Origin of the sequence: Rhizobium sp. Root483D2, assembly GCF_001426685.1 — a bacterium.
Lineage (GTDB): Bacteria > Pseudomonadota > Alphaproteobacteria > Rhizobiales > Rhizobiaceae > Pararhizobium > Pararhizobium qamdonense.
Genome location: NZ_LMFB01000041.1, coordinates 1 through 13,730, shown reverse-complemented (window position 1 = coordinate 13,730; position 13,730 = coordinate 1). Strand labels below are relative to the sequence as shown.

21 protein-coding genes are annotated in these 13,730 nt (G+C 58.1%); 11 read left to right on the top strand and 10 right to left on the bottom strand.

The features are described 5' to 3' along the window. Window positions 1–94 precede the first annotated feature (94 nt). A complete protein-coding gene (locus ASD32_RS24840) occupies window positions 95–1,933 on the bottom strand; it encodes a phage/plasmid primase, P4 family (RefSeq protein WP_244490265.1) in 1,839 nt (612 codons plus the stop codon). Further along, window positions 1,930–3,165, bottom strand: a complete 1,236-nt coding sequence (locus ASD32_RS24835) for a P4 alpha zinc-binding domain-containing protein (protein ID WP_060640722.1) — start codon at window positions 3,163–3,165, stop codon at window positions 1,930–1,932. Before ASD32_RS24835 ends, ASD32_RS24840 begins: the two co-directional genes overlap by 4 nt. 98 nt (window positions 3,166–3,263) lie before the next feature. On the opposite strand from ASD32_RS24835, the gene ASD32_RS29825 reads away from it, so the two are divergent. Further along, window positions 3,264–3,425 carry a hypothetical protein gene (locus tag ASD32_RS29825; protein ID WP_156383342.1) on the top strand — a complete coding sequence of 54 codons (162 nt, stop codon included), beginning with the start codon at window positions 3,264–3,266 and terminating at the stop codon, window positions 3,423–3,425. A 98-nt stretch (window positions 3,426–3,523) separates the two neighbouring features. Here the strand turns inward: ASD32_RS29825 and ASD32_RS24830 are convergent, their stop codons facing one another. Genes ASD32_RS24830 through ASD32_RS24800 form a run of 7 tightly spaced genes read right to left on the bottom strand, consistent with a single transcriptional unit; the run spans window position 3,524 to window position 8,227 of the window. Continuing rightward, window positions 3,524–3,733, bottom strand: coding sequence for a hypothetical protein (locus ASD32_RS24830; protein WP_060640721.1), 210 nt, complete (start codon window positions 3,731–3,733; stop codon window positions 3,524–3,526). Beyond that, on the bottom strand, window positions 3,730–4,062 hold the full coding sequence (locus ASD32_RS24825) for a hypothetical protein (protein WP_060640720.1): 333 nt from the start codon (window positions 4,060–4,062) through the stop codon (window positions 3,730–3,732). Before ASD32_RS24825 ends, ASD32_RS24830 begins: the two co-directional genes overlap by 4 nt. An 11-nt stretch (window positions 4,063–4,073) precedes the next feature. Next, complete coding sequence (locus ASD32_RS24820) at window positions 4,074–4,436, bottom strand: hypothetical protein (RefSeq protein WP_060640719.1); 363 nt, start codon at window positions 4,434–4,436, stop codon at window positions 4,074–4,076. Next, complete coding sequence (locus tag ASD32_RS24815) at window positions 4,433–7,042, bottom strand: DNA methyltransferase (RefSeq protein WP_060640718.1); 2,610 nt, start codon at window positions 7,040–7,042, stop codon at window positions 4,433–4,435. Before ASD32_RS24815 ends, ASD32_RS24820 begins: the two co-directional genes overlap by 4 nt. Beyond that, window positions 7,039–7,494: a hypothetical protein gene (locus ASD32_RS24810; protein WP_156383341.1), complete on the bottom strand. Its 456-nt coding sequence runs from the start codon at window positions 7,492–7,494 to the stop codon at window positions 7,039–7,041. Before ASD32_RS24810 ends, ASD32_RS24815 begins: the two co-directional genes overlap by 4 nt. Then, entirely contained in the window at window positions 7,491–7,763 is a 273-nt protein-coding gene (locus ASD32_RS24805) for a hypothetical protein (RefSeq protein WP_060640716.1), read from the bottom strand. The genes ASD32_RS24810 and ASD32_RS24805 overlap by 4 nt, the downstream gene beginning before the upstream one ends. Next, window positions 7,760–8,227 (bottom strand): phage regulatory CII family protein, encoded by a 468-nt coding sequence (locus tag ASD32_RS24800; RefSeq protein WP_156383340.1) that lies wholly within the window; start codon window positions 8,225–8,227, stop codon window positions 7,760–7,762. The genes ASD32_RS24805 and ASD32_RS24800 overlap by 4 nt, the downstream gene beginning before the upstream one ends. Window positions 8,228–8,571: 344 nt before the next feature. On the opposite strand from ASD32_RS24800, the gene ASD32_RS30855 reads away from it, so the two are divergent. Next, window positions 8,572–9,330 carry a LexA family transcriptional regulator gene (locus ASD32_RS30855; protein WP_244490264.1) on the top strand — a complete coding sequence of 253 codons (759 nt, stop codon included), beginning with the start codon at window positions 8,572–8,574 and terminating at the stop codon, window positions 9,328–9,330. On the opposite strand, the gene ASD32_RS24785 is transcribed toward ASD32_RS30855, so the two are convergent. Beyond that, window positions 9,331–9,585, bottom strand: coding sequence for a hypothetical protein (locus ASD32_RS24785; RefSeq protein WP_060640713.1), 255 nt, complete (start codon window positions 9,583–9,585; stop codon window positions 9,331–9,333). A 262-nt stretch (window positions 9,586–9,847) separates the two neighbouring features. Between ASD32_RS24785 and ASD32_RS30850 the strand changes: the two genes are divergently transcribed. The 9 genes from ASD32_RS30850 to ASD32_RS24740 form a co-directional block, all read left to right on the top strand. After that, a complete protein-coding gene (locus ASD32_RS30850; RefSeq protein ID WP_244490263.1) occupies window positions 9,848–10,000 on the top strand; it encodes a hypothetical protein in 153 nt (50 codons plus the stop codon). Continuing rightward, window positions 10,000–10,209, top strand: coding sequence for a hypothetical protein (locus ASD32_RS24775; RefSeq protein ID WP_060640711.1), 210 nt, complete (start codon window positions 10,000–10,002; stop codon window positions 10,207–10,209). Before ASD32_RS30850 ends, ASD32_RS24775 begins: the two co-directional genes overlap by 1 nt. Next, window positions 10,206–10,481 carry a hypothetical protein gene (locus ASD32_RS24770; RefSeq protein ID WP_060640710.1) on the top strand — a complete coding sequence of 92 codons (276 nt, stop codon included), beginning with the start codon at window positions 10,206–10,208 and terminating at the stop codon, window positions 10,479–10,481. Before ASD32_RS24775 ends, ASD32_RS24770 begins: the two co-directional genes overlap by 4 nt. Further along, window positions 10,481–11,152, top strand: a complete 672-nt coding sequence (locus ASD32_RS24765) for a hypothetical protein (RefSeq protein WP_060640709.1) — start codon at window positions 10,481–10,483, stop codon at window positions 11,150–11,152. The genes ASD32_RS24770 and ASD32_RS24765 overlap by 1 nt, the downstream gene beginning before the upstream one ends. A gap of 2 nt (window positions 11,153–11,154) precedes the next feature. Beyond that, a complete protein-coding gene (locus tag ASD32_RS24760; RefSeq protein WP_060640708.1) occupies window positions 11,155–11,484 on the top strand; it encodes a hypothetical protein in 330 nt (109 codons plus the stop codon). After that, the gene (locus ASD32_RS24755) at window positions 11,484–12,005 is read left to right on the top strand and encodes a single-stranded DNA-binding protein (RefSeq protein WP_060640707.1); all 522 of its coding nucleotides are present in this window, start codon (window positions 11,484–11,486) and stop codon (window positions 12,003–12,005) included. Before ASD32_RS24760 ends, ASD32_RS24755 begins: the two co-directional genes overlap by 1 nt. Window positions 12,006–12,008: 3 nt before the next feature. Beyond that, window positions 12,009–12,377: a hypothetical protein gene (locus ASD32_RS30140; RefSeq protein WP_060640706.1), complete on the top strand. Its 369-nt coding sequence runs from the start codon at window positions 12,009–12,011 to the stop codon at window positions 12,375–12,377. Then, on the top strand, window positions 12,364–13,482 hold the full coding sequence (gene dnaN / locus ASD32_RS24745) for a DNA polymerase III subunit beta (protein WP_060640705.1): 1,119 nt from the start codon (window positions 12,364–12,366) through the stop codon (window positions 13,480–13,482). The genes ASD32_RS30140 and dnaN overlap by 14 nt, the downstream gene beginning before the upstream one ends. A 2-nt stretch (window positions 13,483–13,484) precedes the next feature. Beyond that, on the top strand, window positions 13,485–13,730 hold a 246-nt coding region (locus tag ASD32_RS24740; RefSeq protein ID WP_156383338.1), incomplete at its 3' end, for a hypothetical protein.

The following is a 13,730-nucleotide window of genomic DNA, read 5'->3' as shown; positions in this document are numbered from 1 at the left end:
TGTCGCAAAACTCTCGCTGAAACTATCGCAACTATCGAACAATCGCAGTGGTTTACGGTCATTTGAGTGGTTCTCTGAGGGGTTGCGGGGAGCATCATGCGTACGGCTCATGAAGCGGCACATCGTCGAAGCGACCGTAGGGCGGCTCCGGTGTGACTTCTCGGCCGACTGGAACATTAACAAGGCGTATCCCGAGATAGACCACCAGGCGGCCGGATGTGTCCTTGCGGAACTTCTTGGCCATCGCTCGCCCGAACGCCGTGACATTCATGGGCTTGCCGCCCTGGTCGATCGTATCGTTGCAATAGGCGTGGTACAGGTCCTTTGCCTGAAGCGGATCGGCTGCCTCGTCTTTGATTATACATCGCGTTACAAACCCGGCGGTGCGGTCCATATCGTCTCGATATTCCTGGGTTGCCCGCTCGACAGCGGCCGGAATGACCAGCCCCTCCTTGAGGAAGATATGGATACCTTCGATCAACCAGTTCAGGATACCGGCATGCTCCGGCTCGAATGATGAAACGATCTCCTCAAATTCACGCCGCTCGGCCTTCGCCACCTTGATGGGCCAATGGATGACAGCCATGCGCCTCCATATGCCATCGTCGATACCGGAGATCCTTGGATAGCCATTGCCACTCATCATGGCGATGAACAGCGGCTTGAAATCCATGTAGCCGGAAAATAGGTCGCGAGCCGTGATGGTTTCGCCGCCCGTCACCTCCTTCACAAGATTTTCCCTGAGATCCTCGCCTTCGGGCAGTTCCTTAACCCGGAGCATTCGGCGACCGAGAAGTCGGGCCATGTCGGGGTTGGCGCTTCCTGATCCGCTACCCTCCCCGATGAAGCTGGTGGCTGGCAGTGTTACTGATACCTCTCCCAGCAAACGGCAGAGCGTTTCCATGTAGACGGACTTACCGTTAGCGCCGTCGCCGTAATGGAAGAACAGGTATTGAACTGTGATACCCAGAAGTCCGAGACCTGAACTCACCTGCACTAGGCGGCGGACCGCATCGTCGGGGATCATGGTGGTAAGAAACTTGGTCCAGAGCGGACATGTCGCTTTTGGCTTATAATCGACGGGAACGACATGGGTGATAAAGTCGGCGCGGCGATGCCCCTTAACGGTCTCCAGCGATGAATCGACGCATACATCGACGAAAGGCGGTACGTTCGGTGTATCGGCAGGGCTAATGAATTTCGGGTTCTTCCTTCGCTCCATTTTACGCACAAAGTGCAAGGTGGCATTTTTGACGGCCACTCTCATATTGTCGGCGTTGAAATCGTCCGCCGATTTCATGATGTGCGGCGCCAAGCAGGCCATGGCCGCATTCATCCGTGCTATGTTCTTAGACGAAACGGCGTGATCCATGCGGCGCTTGACGCGCTTGGCATGCGCTTCTGTCGCCTTTTCAGCAAGTGCCAGCAATCGACGCTCGACAGGGCCGCGATCGTCTTCGGCCATCTCCTCGACCAGCCGACCAGCCTCGATCTGCTTCTGTTCCCGTGCGGTCGGGGTCAGATATATGGTTTCGAGTGCGATACGGCTACCAAGGCGCTGCGCAATTGCGAGGGACTTTGGCCCGCCGTTGGCAACATCCCAATGAGATCCGGTCCAAACGGCGAAAAGAGGCTGTTTCGCCTTCTCCTGCGCAATCACGACCAGATCGCACCCGAAGTGAAGTTTCATGCGGATACCGTTATCCGTGTCGCTGTGATCAAGCGTCGCGCAATATTCGACACAAGCCGGATCAACGTTAACATCCACATCAACAGATGGCGGAGGTTCTCCATCCGCGACAATATCGGCTGATGCCTCATCTTCATCAGGGGTTTCGGGGTATCCCTCATAGGCCCGCCGTTGAGCTTCAGCCTCGGCAAGCAAGCGAACCACATCATCCGGCATTTCCGCCGGCGCATTCAGCTTCGTCACGCACGTTCCCCCATTGCTGTGGCAAGCATGTCGGAAAAGTCCGACTTTTTCCGTGGCCACCATGTCTTGATGGCGCGTCCGACGCGCCAATGTCTCTTCTCCGCTCGGGCCATGGCAGCGGCCGTAAAAACGGGTTCGCTGTCACCATCCGCCAGAAGTACCAGGCTGCTAACATGATCGGGTACGGGCATAGCCTCGTCAGCAGTTTGATCTGGCTTTGGCACGGCGCCCTGGACCCGAATGGACCGCAGTCGTGCTTTCGCATCAGCCTTCTTCAAAGTAGGATGCGTGAACGACGAAGCCGGATCAGCCGGGCCTGCCAGATTGTTGATGTCGCCAGCCGCAAAATAGAACGTGTCGTCTCGAAATCCTTCGGCGCCAGCAATTGCCACGCCATTTTCGATCCCTTCGCCGCCAACCCACCGTTCGGCATCGAGGCGCCCAAAAATTGGAATGAAATGACCACGCTTCGTGCCGCGCATCTTTTTCGTTGGCAACGGGGCGCCGTCATCGTCCAGGCCAAGATCCGGTCGGTACTTCGGCCCGCGCGACAGATCAATCCATGTAAGGTGGCAGGCCGTCACGCGGCCGTGCAATGTCACAAACGGCGCAACCATAGCTAGACCGCAATGTATTGACCGGTCAAAACCGCGATCGTCCTTGCCGTGCCAATAAGTCAGCTTCGGTTCGAGGCGAAGATTGACCAGAACACTGTCAGGCACGATGAAGCCGGTGCGAAGCTGTAGATACTCCCGCACCGCGCCACCGTTTTCAGTCGCATGAAAATAAATCCCCCGAGCCCGGTTGATTTCCTTCTCCCGATAGGAGTTCTGCTGCTCTTCGTTGACAGCGGCGGCCTCTGCGTTTTTCCGCTTCTGCTCGGCAATACGGTCGAGCCTCGCCTGGCGCTCTTCCAATGTCTCAGTTTCGCCTTCATCAGGCACGCCCCTCCCGAGCGCATCCGCGCACGCAAGCAGGAAACCACTGCGCGTCGAAAGCTGATGTTCGTTTGCTAGCGCCATCAGGCCTATGCCGTCCTTTCCCCCCGATCCGCAGCGGCGGCAGTTGAACGCCTGTTTCGAAGGGTTGATGGCGAAGCGATCCCTACCGCCGCAGGATGGGCAAGGCCCGGCATAGTTTGCCCGCGTCACGTTGATGCCCAGACGAGCGGCCGCTTCCGTAACAGTAACCCCGCGCGCTTCCTCGATAAATTCGTCGATGATGCTTGTCATCGGCCGCTCCTGATCCGTGTCGAAACAGATTTGAGGAATGGCCGCTCCTCCATCACCAAGGCAGGCGACCGCCAGCTGCGGCGACTGTCGCGCTCGGAGTGATCTTCCTGACGATAATTGGAGGCAAGCCGATTGATAGCCTGGAAAACACCAAGATCGAGGGCTGCGGCACGGTCGAAACGGTGCGCCATATAGAGATCGTACAGCTCGGCGCCCCGACGCTTACGGCGATTGTTGAAATCCGAGCGGCAGCCAGCTGAGCAGAAGTCACCGCTCTTTACTGTCGCGCCCCCGCATTCGAGACACGCGTGTACACGCACCTTCACAGACAGCGGAGACTGTTTCTGCGTGATACCTCTCATGGCTTGCCCGCGCTAATATGACGGGCCGCATGCAGCGTTCGATAGACGGCATCTTCACCAACCCGCAAAACATCGCTGATGTCTTTCGTGTCGAAATGGCCGCAGTTCCAAAGCACGATCGCCGCTAAAGCAGTCCGTTCATCCATCCGGCCCGACATGGCGGCGCTCTGTGCGCGCTGCGTATCAGCTTTCTGCAAGGTGCTCATCGCGCCACCTCGCTGGACACCACGGCGCCCGCTTCCTTGAGATCGCGAGCTTTGGCGATCCGCAATCGGCCCTGTTGCACAAGGATTCCCAGCACCGTGTCGAGGTCCTGGCCTTTCTTGGTAGCAGACCAGCTTTCCCGATCGTGCGCGATGAAGGGCGTACCCGCTCTCCATCCCCGAAGACGGCAAGCGTCGGTCACACTACGCATGCTGTCGGAAGCCACGCGTTCGATACCGTAATGCTTGGCGGTTTCGACGCATTGAACAAGGGTGGGACCAACCACGAGCAGAACGCGAGATGGCTTATCGAAACGTCGGTGCATGCCCATAGCGGTCTCCTTCAGGTCCAGCGCTGCGACAGAGGCATTTTCTTGAGTTCCGGTTCCGGCCGGACAAGAGGCGCCGCCGGTGCTTCATGCTCGACAGCAGTCAGTTGCGCCGTGATCCACTCTTCATCCTCATCACCAATGAAGGCGATGCCGCCCTGTCCGCGCCGCGCCCGCCAGGCTCTTTCCGCCGCTGACCGCTCGCGGCCCGAAAACATCATGCCCCGGCATTTTGCGCCGTCTGGAATGCTTGAGATCGCTATCGGGTCGGAAAGGGGAACAAGAAACTCCGGCCAGGCGCGCGGCGTTAACCCGAACAACAAAAGCACTGCGACGACAGGATCGTCGGAGATGATGTAAAACCGAGGCTCGCTCATTCGGCAGCCTCCAGCCCCAACAGCGCAAAGAGGGATGGCATTGCCTTCTCCTGCGCGATGGCTTCGACGTACTTGCAGCCGTCGAGAAAATAGCCGGAGTTCAACTCAACGGCCGATCCGCGCCGGCCGTGCTTGATGGCGCGATAAGGAACCGTCATCAGCCCTCCGAAAGGATCGAAGACCATTTCACCCGGTTCGGTGAATTGCTGGATAGCGCGATCGACGATGTCGAACTGCAGCGGGCAAAGATGCAACTCGCGGCCCTGTTGTGCCTGCAGCGTGTTCATTGACAGCATACGGGTGACATCGGTCCAGACATCATCGTGCTTCGAATGCGGCGGTAGGAGCATGAATGTCGATGGAAGCATGCCACGCTCCTCGAGCGCTTCGGCGACCTTCACGTGATGCTCGAAATCATAGACCGAATCCAATTGAAATGCTTTCCAAAGCTGGAAGATTTGGCTAGCATCAAGCCCAAGCAACTCTTCCGGCCGTAGGAGCCTTTCACCCGACGAAGGCTCGTAACCGTGCGCGTCGAGCTGCCAGCGGGCGCGTGAATAGCCCTCGCCGCTCCAAGCCTCCTGCTTCCATTCCCGCTTGTCTTTCTTGACGGGCTTGTCGGCATATCCGTTGGACGCGTCAGTCGGCGGCTTCCGGAAGATCAAGAGATATTCCGGAAGGCCGTTGCCCATCCGGGTGCCATCCTTGCATTGCTCGCTCCAGCCCAGCCGGTAGGTCTGATTATTTTCGCGAACAACGTCCGTGGTGATCGTCTTGCGTGACAGGAAGGCGAAGCCGTGTTTGCGAAAAGCCGTGGTACAGTCGTCGGCAAATGGGTAAACCGTCTGGAAGCCCAATCCGGTCATGCCGCCCGGAACGATGCGATCCTTGACATGGATGGCCGCGACCCGGCCCGGCGCCAGAACCCGGAACAGCTCGGGGATGAGGAAATCCATCTGTTGCCAGAAATGGCCGTTATCGTCGGTATGTCCGAAATCGGCATAGTTGGGTGAGTATTCGTACTGGGTTGAAAACGGGATGGAGGTGACGATCAGATCGACACTGTCGGCTGCCATCGCCTGGCACTCCATGACGCAGTCATTGTTGACGAGGCGATAACCCTCCCCGCTTACTTCGATCCGATCGACGCCCATTGCCCGTTGCAGCGTGTGGGCCATGGCAGCGGCCGACAGGCCATATTCCTTGATGATCCCAGTCATGATGGCCATCTGCTCCTCGTGGCGGCGCCATTTCCCCTCCAGGTTCTCGCGCACGGGACGTTCGGCCTCGGTGTAGATGAGGTCGAGGCGAACTTCGTGCGTCTGCAGGAACCGCTGGATGCGGTGGATAGCCTGAATGAAATCGTTGAATTTGAAGCCGATGCCGAGAAAGACTGCCCACCAGCAGTGGCGCTGGAAGTTGCAGCCGGAACCGGCGATGGATGGCTTTGCTGCCAGTTCCGAAAAACGGCCTTCCGAAAAGTCGATGATCGCCTGTTCGCGAGTGTCGAGATCCTGATTGCCGTAGACGCTGACGGCAGATGGTATGGCTTTCTCGATCGCTGCTCGCTCGGCTTCGAGATCGTGCCAGATCAGCCGGTGCGCGCCAGGGTCTTCCGCCCTGATTTCCAAGAGCTTCGCGATCCGGGCCGGGAGACTGTCCCGTTTTTCTCGCGCAGCGTCCGCAAGGGATGCCGACGTGTCCTTCAGGAGCCGATACTGTCCGCGCTTGTCAGCTCCCGCCGCCTTGTGGTCCGCCGGCAACTCGTGCCAGTTGATCCGCATCGTCGGCAGGTCATAGCCTTCATCGGAAAAGCCGAGATCGGACGGCCGTTGGACAAACAAGCCCCAGCTCGCAACCCACAACCAGAACTCTCGCTCCTTGTGCGGATGAATGGTGAGAGTATCGGCCTTCTCGCTGTTCCTTTTGAAGAACCGTGTCTTCGCCTGGCCGATATCCATGATTTCGAGATAGGCGGAATAGGCCAGAAGCTCGATAAACTGATTGGGCGACGGCGTGGCGGTGGCAACGAACTTGAACCGGATACCGGCAAAGAGCCGCATGAATTCCCGGAAGGTCTTTGACCCGCCAAAACCGCGAAGACAGGATGCCTCGTCGAGGCTCGTCGCCGTGAAATCGCGCGGATCGATCTTTCCATCGCGCACCGTCTCGTAATTGGTCATGTAGAGACCAGTGGCGGAAGCCTGGGCTACCGATCGAATGAACGTGATCGACGGTACGCGCTCCGGGTGCCCGTGCTGCCAGGCAGCCAGGTCTTCACGCTGCGCATCCGTAATCTTCGGATGATCGCCGGTCGCCAGGACATAAATGTCTTTCTTGAATTCCTGCCGCACACCAAGAGGCGCAACGATCAGCCCTCGCCCACCAAAGCGCACGGCGATGATGCGGAGGATTTCCAGCTGGATGATCGTCTTCCCAAGCCCAAACGAGGCGAAAATGGCGCGGCGCCCACCGGCACATGCCCACTTCACAATCAGTCGCTGATGGCCCTGCAGGATTGAATTGATCTCATCTTCTGCAACTTCAAAGCCGAGGACCGGTGCCATCTGGATTTTGGCATTGAGAAAGCTCGCGTAATCCATCATGCGGCCAGCTCCTGCTTCGGCAGGATCTTCCAGACGGTGCGAGCGCAACGATGTTCCGGTCTTTCGACCGTGATCATCTTTTTCCGCTCAAGAGATCGTGCTGCTTTGAAAACGATGGATGGATCGAAACCAAGCGCGTCACCGACTTCCTGATAGGTGCAACTCAGTTCGTCGGTTTGCCGTTTTGCCGCCTCTGCCGTCAGCCATCCGAATATTTCCTGTTGCCGGGCTGTCAGGCCGTCGTCGCGCCGGGAGAGCTGATACGGTGTCGCAATATCCTCGGGCCGGTCGCCATCAAGGATGTTATCGATCATCTTGTCGCGAACGACTGTGACCAGTAGGGCGACGACAAAATCGCGGGGATCGCACTTCAGGCGGCTCGCTTCGCGCCGAATGCCGGCGAGAAGCCTGCGGTCACCAATGCTGAGATACAGTGTGCCCAGCCTCATCATTCGACCTTCGTCAGGGCATAAAGGTATCCCCGGCCCTTCTCCGTCGGCGTGATCTCGCCCCGCGGCAGATCACTTTCAAGGGCGTATCCGTTGGCAAGGACCGGCTCGATAGCCACACGGTCGGCGAGGCTCGCAATCTGGACGCATCCGTCCCGGACGGCCAAACGCAACAGATGGCGGCCACGGCCGCAGACCGGCATCGTCGGCCGTACGGCCTGGCTGGTAACAACTTTCGGATTGATGGAGTTGAAATAGACATTGCTGGTCATGAGGCCATCCTCGCCATGATGGCGCGGAAGGCCTTGATGGCATCCTCAAATTCCTTGGCGACGGCACGCTTCTCGCTGGCATCCAGGTGGTTGTCCGCCATCGCGTCGTTGAACACCTTGATGGCATCCATGGCCTCGACCATCAGGTGGACTGCATCGCGCTGCGCCAGCGCCTCGGCCACATGCCCCGAACCTTCGGTATCAATGGGGACGAGCTGATAGCCGAGCATTTCCGCCATCATCGCGGTGATGATCGGGGTTCCCGCAAGCATGTCGATCTCGACCGCGACATCGATCGCGGCAAATGTCTTCTCATGCTCATCAGAACCGGACGCCTGCTTCGACAGGGTCTTTTCGTTGATACGGGTGGAGTGCTGGACGACTGATCCGCCCCCGGCCATGGTGAGGCTGCGAAGGGTCGCACCCTTCAGCATCTTGCCCTGTTTGTCAGAAATTGAGCGCACGTTTCCCTCCCCGAAAGTCAAGGAACTTTTTTCAGAAAATCTCTCAGTGATTGGCGCTTGCCGCGCCCGTAAGGTCAGCCCATCAGATCAAGGGGGACCTTATGAATACGCCACGTCATTCCGCAGCCTCCGTCTCTCTTACCAAGGCGTCGGCAGTGCCCGCGTCAGCGGCCTCAATCAAAATTTCAAGAAGACGCAAAACAGGCCCCCGTAAGGGCCTACCGTTCTCATAATGAGAAACGCTGGACCTATCCACGCGCAGATAAGCAGCGAGCTTATCTTGCCCCCAACCAATGCGCTCTCGCAGCGCCCGAACGTCGAAATCCTTTTTCATAGGTTTCAATATGCATAACGCACATTATAACGTCAAGTCGAAACGCACATCGTTAACGTGCTTTTTGCACACTATGGAATACGATGATCGTCCCGATGCAGCTAAACGGCTTGAAAAAGCTCGGATTTTACGTGGTTTTAAAACCGCGAAGGACGCCGCGCGGTTTTTCGGCTGGTCGTATGAGACGTATATTCAACACGAACAAGGGACCAGAGGCCTCTCTCGCGCGGCCGATCGTTACGCGAAAGCATTTCGTGTAGGCGAAGGCTGGCTTCTCACTGGTGAGGGTGACGGCCCTGACGGCGCTCCTACCACTGTCCCAATTGTTGGCTTAGCCGGCGCTGGACCTGAAGGTTCCGTATTATTTGCTACAGGGGATGGCAACTATGGCGAGGTCCCCGCGCCGCTCGATGCATCAATGAATACCGAAGCGTTAGAAGTACGGGGTGATTCTATGCGTGGATTAGCGAACGATGGATGGCTGATATTCTACGATGAGAAAGAAGCACCACGCCCTGAGCATCTCGGTGAAGTCTGCGTGTGTTTCCTTGAAGACGACAGAGTCCTAGTAAAAACTCCGTATCCGGGTTCCCAGCCGGGCCTTTATCATCTCGAAAGCGTTAATGCCGCCATGATGCTGGATGTGCCCGTTCGCTACTTTGCCTTTGTCACAGATATCAAGCCTCGGCGTTCTGCACAGCGCTTCGCGAACAGAAATCCTGAGCAGCCTATTCAAGACGTCCAACGCAATGGCAAGGCGGCGTCTTAGCTAGTTGGAGTTTCGATTATTGAGCATCCTTTGGAGGATCGCAGCCTGGCGCTCCGCTGCGTCTCTTATCGCCTTCAGCTGTCCCAACATCGAACCAAATGCTGCGATCACAACTCCACCAATAATTGAAGGTATCGCCCAAGGAAGCGCCGGTAAGAGGATCAGCGGGCTCTGAGCCCCTGCCACTAACAGCAACAAAGCGCCCAGCGTCAGTAGCACTATCGCGATACCGACAACCTCCAAAAATTTATCCATCCAGTTCAACTCCCGTTAAGTCGAACATTTTGCTGGAAAATTTCTCCTGTCAACAGCTGAAAAACCAGCGATAAAATGTGCATTCGTGCATAGAATATGCATATTGCACATTACATCTTGACCAGTTGATGTGCGTTATGCATATTATTCCTATCCATACAACAGGATTGGGATGAGGATGATACGCTATTGCACACAACCAGATAACCCCCTTGCCAAGATTGCCGCCGCGCCTCGCTGCATTCGCTCCTTGGAGGAGCGTATGGCAGACGACATGCGTGAGATGGCCTTCGCTGACCAGAATGTCAGCGTTGAGACATTGGTCCAGCGGGGATGGACAACGAAAACGGTCTCCCGTTTTGCCGCTACGGCCCGCGACATCGCTCGCCGCCAATCCGTCCGGCAGGTCGCCTAATGGATACAAATCATTTCACCCCCTTTGGCGCACGCGTGACCCCTCCCGTCATCGTGCTGCCCCGCCCACAGCAGCCGTATCGCGCCATCGCGGCCGCGTGCCCGGCGCTGTGGGCGGCGGCTGTTTTGATCCTGCTGTATCTGGCTTTTGCAACTGGGTCTGCGGCGATCGAGCTCGATCGCCAATTCGCCATGGCGGACCGGGTATGAGCGTTCTCGAACCATCCGCTTTCCTGATAGGCGCGTGCGTCCTGGTCATTGTCGGCCAGGCGCTCGCACTGCTGTTCTTCCGGCAGTTTCACCAGGTCGCATTGCACGACGCGGTAGCCGAAGGGCACGCAGCCGCAGATTTTGCCAGCCAGCTCTATGCCGGCCAAAGCGCCCGCTTCCTCAGCCTCTGGCGCGACGAGGATCGCGGCACCCTCGCGATCGAGTTTCCGGACTGGCCACCTTTTCTTAACGCATGCCTTTGGAGCCGCTGATGACCATTGCCCTGCCGCGCCTCTGCGCCGATAGCGTCCTGACCGTCTGGAACGGCGGATCGGTCATTGACATGGCGCAGCCGGACGCTGCTGTCGTCTGCTTCCACGAAATCGCTAACACGCTCTCCAAAATCTCGCGCTTCAACGGCCGCAACGACGGCCCGGCTCTTTCGGTCGCGCAGCACTGCACCATGGGCGCGCAGGCGATCATCAATGAACGGCACGGCACCCTGCCAGCCCGCCTTTTCCTACTCCACGATGCCCACGAGTGGATCCTCGGCGATCTCATTACCCCTGCGGCACAACTGTTTGCCAAGCGCGCCGGGTCACCCCAGCTGCTCGACGCGATTGCCCAGTGCAAAGCTGGATGGGACGAGGCGATATACCAGGCGGCAAATCTTCCCGTCCCGGCTCTGTGGACCAATCAGCAGCGAAAGCTGGTGAAGGACATGGATGGCCGCATGCTGGTTGCCGAGGCGGTTGCTCTCTTCGGTCCGGGTGCAGCGGGCAAATTCCCGCGCTGGAACAGGCCGAAAACCACGGGCGAAATCAAGCCATGGAAGGCCGAGCGCGCCGAAAAGGAATTCAAAAAACTTGCGTACCGATTGATCGGCGAAGACCTGATCCTTGAACAGGCATCGCTTTCCGCCCTCGCACGACAACTGAGGTAGTCATGAAAAATCCCAGCTTGAACAATGTTGCTGATACCCTGCAAATGCGCCATCCGGCGACCAAGACACTCGCCGCAAAGGCGTTGCATGATGCGATGGCTTCCTACGCACGCGGCCTGGCCGAAGAGGATGTGACCATTGCAGACGCCATGGCGGATTTCGCCCTGGTTTCCACCTACGCCATGATCGGCCTCGTCAGCGGCTTCAATACTGATCGTCCGGTGGAACACGGCGTTCGCGCGACCATCGAAAGCATGTCGCACATCTCGGATTTGATGATGGATGACTACCTGAAATTCATCCTGGCTTCGCGCGGCGGGACGAAGCACTGATGTCCGGCTCCGTCAACAAAGTCACCCTGATCGGTAACCTCGGCGCCGATCCAGAAATCCGCCGCACCCAGGACGGCCGGCCGATCGCCAACCTCAATATCGCAACCTCCGAGACTTGGCGCGACAAAACCTCGGGCGAGCGCAAGGAAAAGACTGAATGGCACCGCGTTGTCATCTTCAATGAAGCGCTCTGCAAAGTCGTCGAGCAATACGTGAAGAAAGGCGACAAGGTCTATATCGAGGGCCAGTTGCAGACGCGCAAGTGGCAGGACAATCACGGCCAGGACCGGTATTCCACAGAGGTCGTTCTGCAGGGTTACAGTGCATCGCTCGTCATGCTCTCCGGCAAGCGCGAGGGCTCAGGATACCGCGCTGGCGGCGATGGCGCTGGCGACTACGGCTATGACGCCGACCGCGCTGCTGGCGCATCCTCCTCGCGCTCCCAATCGTCCGGTACCAACGGCGGCAGCTACGCCAGCGACATGAACGATGACATCCCCTTCGCACCGGAATGGAGATAACCCATGGCCGTTTTCACGGAAGCCAAGCAGATTGTGTTTGCCAATGCCCGCCAGAAAGGCGTCCAGGAGTGGCTTGCCGCCACGGGTCTCGACCCGAAGACGTTGCCTGACCTGAAGATCATTGTATCCGTCAACGCTGGTCTGTCCGACTTCAGCGATGATGACATTGCCGATCGCTACGACGAGCTGTTTCCCTTGGGCGACAATGACACGCGATCTGTCGAGCGCGCCTACCGCTACCTCGCTGAAGGCGATGTCACGGCGGCCATGGAGGAGCTTTCGCATGCCTTCGGGCTTGCCCCCCCCTCGCACGAACGCGCCCTCGCGGATCTTCTCTCCAGCACTAGGACGGCCAATTATGTTCAAAGCTGAAAAATCCGCGCTGCTCGGAGCCCTGTCGTCGGTCAACGACGCCATCAACTCGCGCAACACCATCCCGATTCTCGCCAACGCTCTTTTCGAGAAGAGCGGCAGTGATCTCGTTGTGACAGGCAGCAATCTTGATATCCAGATTTCGGCGACCTGTACGGCCGCCTTTGCAGACACTTTCCAGCCTTTTACGGCGCCCTACTCCTTTTTCGAGAGCGCCGTCAAATCCATGGCCGATGGTCCAGTTGAGATCGCCAACCCCGACCAGGGCACGCGCTTTGACAATATCGTCATCAAGGCCGGGCGCGCGAAGATCAAGATGCCGACCCTGCCAGCACGCGATTACACCCGGCTGAAGACGGAAAACCTCACCCATGCGTTAGGACTGGATGCCGCTTGCTTGAAGAAAAGCCTTCATGCTGTCGAGTTCGCGATGTCTACCGAGGAGACGCGGCACTACCTGAACGGCATCTATATGCACGTCCACCCTGGCGGACTGATGTTCGTCGCCACCGATGGCGCCCGCCTGTCGCGCCGCCTGATGCCAATGGTCGAGATCGACGAAGACGAGCTGCCCGATCTACCGGCCGTCATAATCCCGAAGGATACGGTGCGCGCCATCACCAAGCGACTGCCCGAGGAAGGCGATGTTGCCCTGCGGCTATCGGACGAACGCATCGAGCTGACCTTCGGAAATCTCGTCATCGTGTCAAAGCTCGTCGATGGCACCTTTCCCGCCTACGACCGCATCACGCCGCTCAACAACGACAAGACCATCCGGATCAACGGAAAGCAGCTCGACGGCGCGATCGGCCGCGTTCTGACCGTCAACACGCTGAAGGGCTCAGCCGTCAAGTTTTACTTTTCCCCCGACGCCGTCCGCCTCACCAGCAAGCCAGGCGAGAACGGCGAGGCCGAGGACGAGGTGGAAGCCCAGGCCGATGGATCGGTCGAGGTCGGCTTCAACGGAAAATTTCTGCGCGACGTGATCGGAGCGCTTGGTGCCGGCGACATTGAGATGAAGCTCGGGCAGCCCGGCGATGCCGCGATGATCATGAAACCCGGCGAAACCGAAAGTTTCGCGATCCTGATGCCGATGAGGATTTGACCATGCCAGAGATTGAACACCAGGGCACTGTCGCAATGTCAGCAGCCGAGGATATTCCGTTGAATGATATCACCTCAAGACTTCGCCGTTATCGGCCGCGCGACGAATTCGGTGATCCGGTCAAGCACACGATCTGCGACGAAGCAGCCGACGAGATCGAACACCTGCGCACACCCCCACCCCAGGATCGTGTGCGGTCGCCGTTCGAACTGCGCAAGCGGGTCATGTTTGCCATTTTCGATCCCGGC

Bases quoted from the DNA above. Each gene is read 5' to 3' on its own strand.
- ASD32_RS30855 (WP_244490264.1), top strand. From the start codon at position 8,572: ATGCATAACGCACATTATAACGTCAAGTCGAAACGCACATCGTTAACG.
- ASD32_RS24755 (WP_060640707.1), top strand. From the start codon at position 11,484: ATGTCCGGCTCCGTCAACAAAGTCACCCTGATCGGTAACCTCGGCGCC.
- ASD32_RS30850 (WP_244490263.1), top strand. From the start codon at position 9,848: ATGGCAGACGACATGCGTGAGATGGCCTTCGCTGACCAGAATGTCAGC.
- ASD32_RS24835 (WP_060640722.1), bottom strand. From the start codon at position 3,165: ATGACAAGCATCATCGACGAATTTATCGAGGAAGCGCGCGGGGTTACT.
- ASD32_RS24770 (WP_060640710.1), top strand. From the start codon at position 10,206: ATGAGCGTTCTCGAACCATCCGCTTTCCTGATAGGCGCGTGCGTCCTG.
- ASD32_RS24815 (WP_060640718.1), bottom strand. From the start codon at position 7,042: ATGATGGATTACGCGAGCTTTCTCAATGCCAAAATCCAGATGGCACCG.
- ASD32_RS24765 (WP_060640709.1), top strand. From the start codon at position 10,481: ATGACCATTGCCCTGCCGCGCCTCTGCGCCGATAGCGTCCTGACCGTC.
- dnaN (WP_060640705.1), top strand. From the start codon at position 12,364: ATGTTCAAAGCTGAAAAATCCGCGCTGCTCGGAGCCCTGTCGTCGGTC.
- ASD32_RS24820 (WP_060640719.1), bottom strand. From the start codon at position 4,436: ATGAGCGAGCCTCGGTTTTACATCATCTCCGACGATCCTGTCGTCGCA.
- ASD32_RS24785 (WP_060640713.1), bottom strand. From the start codon at position 9,585: ATGGATAAATTTTTGGAGGTTGTCGGTATCGCGATAGTGCTACTGACG.
- ASD32_RS24825 (WP_060640720.1), bottom strand. From the start codon at position 4,062: ATGGGCATGCACCGACGTTTCGATAAGCCATCTCGCGTTCTGCTCGTG.
- ASD32_RS24760 (WP_060640708.1), top strand. From the start codon at position 11,155: ATGAAAAATCCCAGCTTGAACAATGTTGCTGATACCCTGCAAATGCGC.
- ASD32_RS24830 (WP_060640721.1), bottom strand. From the start codon at position 3,733: ATGAGCACCTTGCAGAAAGCTGATACGCAGCGCGCACAGAGCGCCGCC.
- ASD32_RS24810 (WP_156383341.1), bottom strand. From the start codon at position 7,494: ATGATGAGGCTGGGCACACTGTATCTCAGCATTGGTGACCGCAGGCTT.
- ASD32_RS30140 (WP_060640706.1), top strand. From the start codon at position 12,009: ATGGCCGTTTTCACGGAAGCCAAGCAGATTGTGTTTGCCAATGCCCGC.
- ASD32_RS24775 (WP_060640711.1), top strand. From the start codon at position 10,000: ATGGATACAAATCATTTCACCCCCTTTGGCGCACGCGTGACCCCTCCC.
- ASD32_RS24805 (WP_060640716.1), bottom strand. From the start codon at position 7,763: ATGACCAGCAATGTCTATTTCAACTCCATCAATCCGAAAGTTGTTACC.